The following is a 9,359-nucleotide window of genomic DNA, read 5'->3' as shown; positions in this document are numbered from 1 at the left end:
CACACTTTGAAGTCAACAGGGATTTTCAAAAAACTGTCATTTTTCTCGCGGCCTGCCCAAAACCTGCGATTTCCGGCCATAAAATCAGCACCGATTAACGAAAGGGCAGTGCCACAGCGCCTAAAAACCCATTTTACGCGGGGATTCCGCATTGTTAGGGTGACATCTGTTTCTGGCGGCTGGAGTGGGACATGCTTGTATTGAATGAAGTGCAGACACGGGATGCGTTGCCGTTTGCAGAACTCATCGCGGCAATCGAAACGATGTTCAAAAGCGACTGCGTCATGCCGGTGCGCCATCATCATGAGATGGTGGTGCCGGGTGAAGCAAATGCGGTCATGCTGCTGATGCCCGCCTGGGTGCCGGGTGACCATATCGGCGTCAAGATTCTCAATCTGTTTCCCGACAATCATCTTCGCTCTCTGTCGACCATCTTCGGCAGCTACCTTCTTTCGTCGGGCAAGACCGGAGAGATGCTGGCGATCGTCGAGGGCGGCGAACTGACCGCGCGGCGCACCGCGGCGACCTCGGCGCTTGCCGCCCGATATCTCGCGCGGGAAGATGCAGAAGTCATGCTGATGGTCGGAACCGGCCGGCTTTCGCTCAACCTGATGCAGGCCCATGCGATCACACGGCCGCTCAAGCATTTCCGCGTCTGGGGGCGCAATATAGAGAAGGCCGAAGAGACTGCGCGCGAGGCAAGAACACTCGGGCTCGACGCGGTGGCGGTCGAAGACCTCGCCCTCGCGGCCGGACAGGCGGACATCATTTCCTGCGCGACGCTGTCGAGCGAGCCGCTGATCCGCGGCGAATGGCTGAAGCCGGGCGCGCATCTGGACCTCGTCGGCGCCTTCAAGCCGAGCATGCGCGAGAGCGACGACGAGGCGGTGCGGCGCGCGTCTGTCTTCGTCGATACGCGCGCCGGCGCCATGAAGGAAGGAGGCGACATCGTTCTGCCGCTTGCAAGCGGCGCGCTGTCGAAGGAGGGGATCAAGGCGGAACTCGCCGAACTCGCGCATGGCAAACATCCCGGCCGCACGAGCGCGGACGAGATCACGCTCTTCAAGTCGGTGGGCGCAGCGCTCGAGGATCTTGCCGGAGCGATCCTCGCCTATCGTCATGTCAGCGGACAGGTTTCGCATTGATGGCCTCAGCGCATGAGGCAGGTCCGATCACGAAGAACCTGCCAAGGCTTCCCGTCACCGAGGTTCTCGGCGATATCATGCAGGCGCTCGCCGATGGCACGCGCGCCGTGCTTTCCGCGCCGCCGGGCGCCGGCAAGACGACGCTTGTGCCGCTCGCGCTGCTCGACCAGGCGTGGTGCACCGGAAAGATCATCCTGCTCGAACCGCGGCGGCTGGCGGCCCGCGCAGCCGCGTCCCGCATGGCGTCGCTGCTCGGTGAGCAGGTGGGCGAGAGGGTCGGTTACCGGATGCGGCTCGACAACAAGGTCTCGGCGAAGACCCGGATCGAAGTGGTGACCGAGGGCGTTTTCGCGCGGATGATTCTGGACGATCCGGAGCTGACCGGCGTCTCAGCGGTGATCTTCGACGAATTCCACGAGCGGTCGCTCGACGCGGATTTCGGTCTGGCGCTGGCGCTCGACGTGCAATCGGCGCTGCGCGACGACGTGAGGATCCTCGTCATGTCGGCGACATTGGATGTGGAGCGTGTCGCGGGACTGCTCGGCGAGCCGCCGGTCATCAAGAGCGAAGGCCGGACATTCCCGATCGATATCCAGCATCGCGACCGGGCACCAAACGAGCGGATCGAAGATGCGATGACGCGGGCGATCGTCGAAGCGCATTCGAACGACACCGGTTCGATCCTCGCTTTCCTGCCGGGCCAGGCGGAAATCCTGCGCACTGCCGAGCGGCTAGCGGGCCGGTTCGGGCCGGAGACCGTGGTGGTGCCGCTTTACGGCAATCTTTCCCAGAAGGAACAGGATCTGGTGATCCGGCCGGCGCCCGCCGGGCAGCGCAAGATCGTGCTGGCCACGTCGATCGCCGAAACCTCGATCACCATAGATGGAGTCCGGATCGTCATCGACAGCGGGCAACAGCGCCTGCCGGTGTTCGAGCCCTCGACCGGTATCACCCGGCTGGAGACGGTGCGGGTTTCCCGCGCCTCGGCCGATCAGCGAGCGGGCCGTGCCGGCCGTACCGAGCCGGGCATCGCGATACGCCTCTGGCATCCGGGTCAGACGGCAGCGCTCCAAGCGTTCACGCCGCCGCAGATTCTTGCGAGCGATCTTTCCGGCCTGGTTCTCGATCTGGCCCATTGGGGCGTCCAGGACCCGAAGGGGCTTGCCTTTCTCGATCCGCCTCCCGGGCCGGCCTTCAACGAGGCAAAGGGGCTGCTGGCCCAGCTCGGCGCACTCGACCCCCAGGGCGCGTTGACGGAAAAGGGTCGGCTGATGCGGGAACTGGCGCTGCCGCCGCGGCTTGCGGCCATGGCGATCTCCGCGGCGGAGGAGGGTTTCGGCAGGCAGGCAAGCCTGCTTGCGGTGCTCCTGACCGAACAGGGGCTCGGCGGCAGCGATATCGATCTCGACGAACGGCTGCGGCGGTTCCGCAACGAGCGCGGCGACAGGGCCGACGCCGCAAGGAAGCTTGCGGACAGGGTAGCTTCGAACTTGCCGAAGCGATCGCAATCGACGGAAACGGTTCTGGCCGGCCGGCTTCTCCTGCATGCCTATCCCGACCGGATCGCGCTCCAGCGCGGCGGACGGGGACGTTTCGTGATGGCGAACGGGCGCGGCGCGGAACTGCAGGAGACCGAGCGGCTGGCGGCATCGCAAATGCTCGTCATCGCCGACTTGACCGGCCGGGCGGCGCAGGCGCGCATCCTGGCTGCGGCGGAGATCAGCCGGGCGGACGTCGAGGCCGAGCTTTCCGGCGCGATCCGCGAGAGCGAGGAGTGTTTCTTCGACCGGGCGAGCCGGCAGGTACGCGCCCGCAAGGTGACGCGGCTCGGCGCCATCATCTTCGAGGAAAGGCCTTTGCCCCGGCCGAGCGGCGAACGGGCCGCACAGGCGCTTGCGGACGGCGTGCGGGAACTGGGGCTTCAGGTCCTGCCATTCTCCAAGGAAGGTGCGCAATTACGCGACCGGATCGGTTTCCTCAACCGATCGATCGGCGAGCCCTGGCCTGACATGAGCGACGAGGCGCTGCTCGCCCGGCTCGACGACTGGTTCGTCCCGTTCCAGGGCAGTACATCGGGCATCGATTCCATCAATCCCGGCAGTCTTTCGGAAGGGCTGCGCTCGCTCATTCCGCATGGCGTCTCGCAGGATCTCAACAAGCTGGCGCCGACGCATTTCGAAGCACCGACCGGCGAGCGGCATCCGATCCGTTACGATGGCGAGGAGCCGGTCCTGGCGATCCGGGTGCAGGAACTGTACGGGCTGAAGAAACATCCGGCGATCGCCGGCGGAAAACTGCCGCTGCTTCTCGAACTGAACTCGCCGGCGCACCGGCCGATCCAGACGACGCGAGACCTGCCCGGCTTCTGGGCCGGCTCCTGGAAGGATGTGCGCGCCGAAATGCGCGGCCGTTATCCGAAGCACCCGTGGCCCGAGGACCCGGCCGAGGCCGCACCAACGACGCGTGCCAAACCGCGCGGGACGTGACAGAATGCCGCCTGCGACCTGAAGTCGAGCCGGTTTATGAAGGCGGCCGCAAGTCACTTGTATAAGGCAATGTAAAGAGCAGACGGTGAGCGTAGACAGTCCTTCAGTGCGTTTTGCGCAATTCGGCCCTTCGAGCCGGCGGATCCGGCTTCAGACACTGGTACGGCTGCGCTGGCTCGCGGTCGCCGGTCAGACGATCACCGTGGTCATCGTCGGGCTGCTGCTGCAGTTTCCGCTGCCTCTTCAGGAGGCAGGCATCCTGGTCGGCGCGCTTGCGGTCGCAAACCTCACCCTGTCGGCCTGGTTTCCGCCGACCCATCGGCTTGGCCCCAAATCGGCGCTGGCGCTGCTCGGTTTCGATCTGCTGCAGATGGCGGCGCTGCTGTTCATCACCGGCGGGCTTGCCAATCCGTTCGCGCCGCTGATCTGCGTGCCGGTCATCATCGCGTTTGCATCGCAGCCGCTGCGCCATTCGCTGGTCCTGATCGTCTTTGCGCTCGTCTGCACCACCGTGCTCGCATTTTCGCCCTACCCGGTGCCCTGGTATGAGGGCGAGCCGCTTCGGATCCAGCCGGTCATGCAGCTCGGCGTCTGGTGTTCGATCGCCTCGATGATGATGTTCGCGGCCTTTTATGCCTATCGCGTCAGCCATGAGGCGACACTGCTCGCCGATGCGCTGGCGGCGACCGAACTGGTCCTGGAGCGGGAAAAGCATCTTTCGCAACTCGACGGGTTGGCCGCCGCCGCTGCCCATGAGCTCGGCACGCCGCTCGCAACCATCAGCGTCGTCGCCAAGGAGATGGAGCGCGAACTCGGGCCCGACGACCGGTTCCGCGAGGATGTGCTGCTGCTGCGAAGCCAGAGCGAGCGCTGTCGCGACATCCTTCGCCGGCTCACCTCGCTCTCCGCCGAGAGCGAGGAACATATGCGCCGGCTGCCTCTTTCCTCCCTGGTCGAAGAGGTAGTGGCGCCGCATCGGCAATTCGGCATCGAGATCGAACTCGTGGAGAAGAACGACCGAACCAACGAACCGGTCGGCAACCGCAATGCCGGCATTATATATGGGCTCGGTAACCTGATCGAAAACGCGGTCGATTATGCCAAGAGCAAGGTGATCGTCACGGTGGAGCACAATGCCGATCGGGTGGCGATCACCATCGAGGACGACGGCCAGGGTTATGCGCCGGATATTCTTTCGCGGATCGGCGAACCCTATATGACGAAGAGACCCCGGGAAGACGAACGGGCCGGTGGGCTTGGCCTCGGCCTTTTCATCGCCAAGACGCTGCTCGAACGGTCCGGCGCCACGATCCGCTTCGGCAACCGTGACAGCGGAGAACCGGGTGCCCGCATTCATATCGAATGGCCGCGCTCGGTGATGGACACGCAGGACTTGAAATAGGCCGGCCAGCCGGCCGATCATCATGAAAAGGCAAGCGGGCCTTTTAAAACCCGCGGAGAAAAAGAGATGGAAACACACCCGGAACCGACCAAGGCTCATGCCGACCCAGAACTCGGGCCTGACCCTTCGCTGCTGATCGTCGATGACGACGGACCGTTCCTGCGCCGTCTGGCCCGGGCGATGGAGGCCCGCGGTTTCCTGGTCGATACCGCAGAGTCGGTCGCGGAAGGCATCGCCAAGACGAAGGCTCGCCCGCCGAAATATGCGGTGGTCGACCTGCGTCTTGGCGACGGCAACGGGCTGGACGTGATCGAGGCGATCCGCCAGAGCCGCGAGGATACCAAGGTGATCGTGCTGACCGGCTACGGCAATATTGCAACGGCCGTGACGGCCGTGAAGCTCGGTGCGCTCGATTATCTCGCCAAGCCCGCCGATGCCGACGACATATTCGGCGCTCTGACGCAGCGGCCGGGCGAGCGGGCGGACGTGCCGGAAAACCCGATGTCTGCGGATCGCGTGCGCTGGGAACATATCCAGCGGGTCTACGAGATGTGCGAACGCAACGTTTCGGAGACCGCCCGCCGGCTCAACATGCATCGACGCACGCTGCAGCGCATCCTCGCCAAGCGCGCGCCGAAATAATCAGCCGCCGTCGTTCCCGGCATCGTCGAACGACTTGCCGGTCGCCCATTCCGCCAACATCAGACGCTGGGCGGCGACCCGCGAGAAGTTCAGGGTGATCGCCTTGCGGGTGGCGGGCGGCAGTCTGTGTTCCGGTGCGTCACGCAGCAGATGCCCGCCGTAACCATCCGAGAGGAAGAGGCCGCAATCCTCCGGGAAGATGTCGAGCGGCACATCCTTGTGCGTGGCAAAAAACAGGCGGTCGCAGAAGTGCCGGTATTCCGGCCACTTGCGGTCGACGCGAAAATCCTCGATCGACGTCTTGATCTCGACGATCCAGATTTCACCCTTTTCCGAAATGGTCACCAGGTCGGCGCGCCGTCCGCTCGACAGCACGAGTTCCGGCAATACCGCGTGCCGCATGTCATGGAGCAGGATCTGGACGCCCCGGCGCACCAGCATGGCGCGAGTCGACTGGCGACCATCTATTAACGGATTATTACTGGCAAGGTTGAGTATAGTCATAGAATCCCGAAAAGCCCCTTCCATGATGTTGCAAAAACGCCATGGCTTTATTCAATCATGCGCAGGCTCTGTTTTGATGCGCTGCAGCGCTTGCCAAGCGTAGTTTAATCGAAAATAACCCGTCATCAAAGATGGGCCAGACGCCCGTCTAAATCGATTCGTTTATCCAAGAGATCTCCATGCGCTTTCGCACTAGCATGCTCGCACTCGGCTTGTTGGCAACTGCTGCCTTGGCCGGTTGCGCCTCCACGATTCCCGGCGGCGGCACCCAGGTTGCCACGGCCTCCTACACCGAACAGATCTTTACCGACTCCTACGGTTCGGTGAGAGACGCCGGCTATACTCTGCCGGCAATCCCGATCAACAAGGTGGACAAGCAGTATGTCCGCCAGATCGTCAGCTATCAGACCAGCGAAAAGCCGGGCACGATCGTCGTCAACACCCGTGAGCGCCATCTCTACTACATCATGCCGAACGGCAAGGCGATGCGCTACGGTATCGGCGTCGGCAAGCAGGGTTTTGCCTGGTCCGGCACGGCCTATGTCGCCTGGAAGCAGGAATGGCCGACCTGGCACCCGCCGAAGGAAATGGCCGGTCGTCGTCCGGACGTTGCCAAATACGTCGAAGACGGCATGGGGCCCGGCCTCAGCAACCCGCTCGGCGCACGCGCCATGTACCTGTTCAACGAAAAAGGCCAGGACACGCTCTTCCGTCTGCACGGCACTCCGGAATGGAATTCGATCGGCACCGCCGCTTCTTCGGGCTGCATCCGCCTGATCAACCAGGACGTCATCGACCTCTATAGCCGCGTCCGTCCGGGCCGCGAAACCAAGGTCGTCGTGATCCAGTAATCACGAAATTCGACGAAGATACGAAAAGGCCGCCTGGAGAACTCTCCGGCGGCCTTTTTCTTTGCCTGATCCTCTGCTCGCCGATCAGCCTGCGAGCTTGGCTTTCAGTTCCAGCCGACGGCGATGCAGGACCGGCTCGGTATAGCCGTTCGGCTGTTCGCGACCCTTGAGCACCAGATCAAGGGCGGCCTGGAAGGCGACGGAGCCGTCGAAATCCCTGGCCATCGGCATATAGAGGGGGTCGCCAGCATTCTGACCGTCTACGACGCCGGCCATGCGCTTCATGGTTTCGACTATCTGCTCTTCCGTGACCAGCTTGTGATAGAGCCAGTTCGCCATGTGCTGGGCGGAGATGCGCAACGTTGCCCGGTCTTCCATGAGCCCGACATTGTTGATGTCAGGCACCTTGGAGCAGCCGACGCCCTGGTCGACCCAGCGGACGACGTAACCGAGAATGCCTTGCGCATTGTTGTCGAGTTCGCGCTGTATCTCCTCCGGGGTCCAGTTCGGCCGCACTGCCACCGGCACGGAGAGGATATCCGACAGCTTTGCCCGGGTCCGGCTCTTCAGGCCTGCCTGGACGGCGGCGACGTCAACCTTGTGATAGTGGGTGGCGTGCAGCGTGGCTGCCGTGGGCGACGGAACCCAGGCGGTATTGGCACCGGCCTTCGGATGGGCGATCTTCTGTTCCAGCATCGCCGCCATCATGTCGGGCATGGCCCACATGCCCTTGCCGATCTGCGCATGGCCGGACAGGCCGCATTCGAGGCCGATATCGACGTTCCAGTTCTCGTAGGCCGCGATCCAGGCGGCCTGCTTCATGTCGCCCTTGCGGATCATCGGGCCGGCTTCCATGGACGTATGGATCTCGTCGCCGGTGCGGTCGAGGAATCCGGTATTGATGAAGACCACGCGTTCGCGGGCCTCGCGGATGCAGGCCTTGAGGTTGACCGTGGTCCGGCGCTCCTCGTCCATGATGCCCATTTTCATGGAATTGGCGGGAAGGCCGAGCGCCTGTTCGACGCGGGTGAAAATCTCGCAGGCGAAGGCGACCTCTTCCGGCCCGTGCATCTTCGGCTTGACCACATACATGGAGCCGGCGCGGGAATTCTGGCGGCGGCCGTTCGGGCCGAGGTCATGGATGGCGATGAGGGCCGTCACCATCGCATCCATGATCCCTTCCGGCACTTCCCTTCCGTCGCTGTCCAGCACCGCAGGATTGGTCATCAGGTGGCCGACATTGCGGATCAGCATCAGCGAGCGGCGCTTCACCGTGACATCGCCGCCGGCAGGCGCCTTGAACGTCGTATCCGGGTTGAGCTTGCGGATGAAGGACTTGCCGCCCTTGGCTACCTCTTCCTGGAGGTCGCCGTTCATCAGGCCGAGCCAGTTGCGGTAGACGACGACCTTGTCCTCGGCATCGACGGCGGCGATCGAATCTTCGCAGTCCATGATCGCGGTGATCGCCGATTCCAGCCAGACATCCGAAATCCTGGCGGGATCGTCCTTGCCGATCGCGGTCGTGGCATCGATCCGGATCTCGATATGCAGCCCGTTTTTCCTGAGCAGAAGATGGGTCGGCTGCGCCGGTTCGCCGAGAAAGCCGGCAAACTGGGCCGGATCGGCGAGGTTGACCGTCTTGCCATCCTGGGCGGCAGCCGTCAGTTCCCCGCCCGTGACGACAAATGAGGTGACCTCCGTCCAGCTTGCGCCGGAAAGCGGAACCGACTGATCGAGGAAGTCACGCGCCCAGGCGATAACCTTGGCGCCGCGGACCGGATTGTAGCCCTTGCCCTTTTCGGCGCCGTCGGTCTCGGGAATGGCGTCGGTGCCATAGAGCGCATCGTAGAGCGAACCCCAGCGGGCATTGGCGGCGTTCAGCGCATAGCGGGCGTTCATGACCGGGACGACGAGCTGCGGCCCGGCGATCGCGGCGATTTCCGGATCGACCCTGTCGGTCGAGACCGTGAAATCCGGCCCCTCCGGCAACAGGTAACCGATGTCGCGCAGGAAGGCTTCGTAAACCGCCAGATCGCTGGGGGCGCCGTTCTTGCGGTACCAGTCGTCGAGCTTTGCCTGGAAGGCGTCGCGCTTGGCGAGAAGCTCGCGGTTCTTCGGCGCCAGGTCGTGAACGATCTTCGAGAACTCGGAGAAGAACCGTTCGGCATCGACACCGGTCGACGGCAGCGCTTCCTTCACCAGGAAATCGTAGAGCTTCTCGTCGATTGCGAGACCATTTTTTTCGATACGGGCCATCGGTTCCTCCGAACTTTTCCAGTCGCGCGCAAGTCTCTTTGGTCGCGAGGGAAATTGCAATTGCACAAATATT

General features: G+C 63.4%; 7 protein-coding genes. 5 read left to right on the top strand and 2 right to left on the bottom strand.

Going from position 1 to position 9,359, the window contains the following annotated elements:
• Window positions 1–191: 191 nt before the first annotated feature.
• The 4 genes from lhpI to GQ59_RS24775 all read left to right on the top strand — a co-directional run bounded on the left by lhpI (window position 192) and on the right by GQ59_RS24775 (window position 5,675).
• Window positions 192–1,145, top strand: a complete 954-nt coding sequence (lhpI, locus tag GQ59_RS24790) for a bifunctional Delta(1)-pyrroline-2-carboxylate/Delta(1)-piperideine-2-carboxylate reductase (RefSeq protein WP_037086355.1) — start codon at window positions 192–194, stop codon at window positions 1,143–1,145.
• Window positions 1,145–3,631, top strand: a complete 2,487-nt coding sequence (gene hrpB / locus GQ59_RS24785; protein ID WP_037086354.1) for an ATP-dependent helicase HrpB — start codon at window positions 1,145–1,147, stop codon at window positions 3,629–3,631. Before lhpI ends, hrpB begins: the two co-directional genes overlap by 1 nt.
• A gap of 85 nt (window positions 3,632–3,716) precedes the next feature.
• Window positions 3,717–5,033: an ActS/PrrB/RegB family redox-sensitive histidine kinase gene (locus GQ59_RS24780; RefSeq protein ID WP_051904188.1), complete on the top strand. Its 1,317-nt coding sequence runs from the start codon at window positions 3,717–3,719 to the stop codon at window positions 5,031–5,033.
• A 66-nt stretch (window positions 5,034–5,099) separates the two neighbouring features.
• The gene (locus GQ59_RS24775) at window positions 5,100–5,675 is read left to right on the top strand and encodes an ActR/PrrA/RegA family redox response regulator transcription factor (protein ID WP_037086351.1); all 576 of its coding nucleotides are present in this window, start codon (window positions 5,100–5,102) and stop codon (window positions 5,673–5,675) included.
• Here the strand turns inward: GQ59_RS24775 and GQ59_RS24770 are convergent, their stop codons facing one another.
• Entirely contained in the window at window positions 5,676–6,179 is a 504-nt protein-coding gene (locus GQ59_RS24770; protein WP_037086349.1) for an MmcB family DNA repair protein, read from the bottom strand.
• A 179-nt stretch (window positions 6,180–6,358) separates the two neighbouring features.
• On the opposite strand from GQ59_RS24770, the gene GQ59_RS24765 reads away from it, so the two are divergent.
• Complete coding sequence (locus GQ59_RS24765; RefSeq protein WP_037086348.1) at window positions 6,359–7,030, top strand: L,D-transpeptidase; 672 nt, start codon at window positions 6,359–6,361, stop codon at window positions 7,028–7,030.
• An 84-nt stretch (window positions 7,031–7,114) separates the two neighbouring features.
• On the opposite strand, the gene GQ59_RS24760 is transcribed toward GQ59_RS24765, so the two are convergent.
• Window positions 7,115–9,286 carry a malate synthase G gene (locus tag GQ59_RS24760; RefSeq protein ID WP_037086346.1) on the bottom strand — a complete coding sequence of 724 codons (2,172 nt, stop codon included), beginning with the start codon at window positions 9,284–9,286 and terminating at the stop codon, window positions 7,115–7,117.
• Window positions 9,287–9,359: the final 73 nt, after the last annotated feature.

Source organism: Neorhizobium vignae, assembly GCF_000732195.1.
In the GTDB taxonomy this organism is placed as follows: domain Bacteria; phylum Pseudomonadota; class Alphaproteobacteria; order Rhizobiales; family Rhizobiaceae; genus Neorhizobium; species Neorhizobium vignae.
Note: the sequence above shows the minus strand (reverse complement) of the source record. Positions and strands in the feature narration are given on the sequence as shown.